Consider the following 464-nt stretch of genomic DNA (forward strand, 5'->3'; position numbering starts at 1 on the left):
GGAGGGAAACGGTGTGGCGAGGTCGGGAACAACGTCGCATTCTCCCGCTGCCACGATCGCATCGATCAACTCGCCGGCCTGGCGGCGTAGTTCTGCCTCACGCTCGGCCATCTTCTTCGGGCTGAAGAAGGGATCCAGCATGCGGCGGAACCGGGTGTGGTCCGGCGGATCGATCGCGATCGGAATCAGCGGTACAGGGCTGCCCAGTCGATCGAAGGCCCGGGCCGAGGAGAAGATGTCGGGGCGTTTTGCGGCGAACTCCACTGCCGCGGCGCTGGTCAGGACGATCTCCTCACCCGACTTGACCGCTTCCCCGGCCTCTCGCAGCTCCCGCCAAGCACGCGACCTGTCCTGGGCGAATGGCAGATCGTTGATGTTGGCGGTTCCAGTCACGCCGAGCTCAGTCATCGGGGCGGGAATCCTCTCTTCGTACGCCGACCGGCGTCTCGGATAGAGTATGACAG

The 464-nt window shown here is 64.7% G+C and carries 1 pseudogene; it reads right to left on the minus strand.

Annotated features, from left to right (window positions below):
• A pseudogene (locus RNB18_RS51650) lies at window positions 1-408 on the minus strand (cytochrome P450); the annotation flags it as partial.
• Window positions 409-464: the final 56 nt, after the last annotated feature.

Origin of the sequence: Streptomyces doebereineriae (assembly GCF_031845645.1) — a bacterium.
GTDB lineage: Bacteria > Actinomycetota > Actinomycetes > Streptomycetales > Streptomycetaceae > Streptomyces > Streptomyces canus.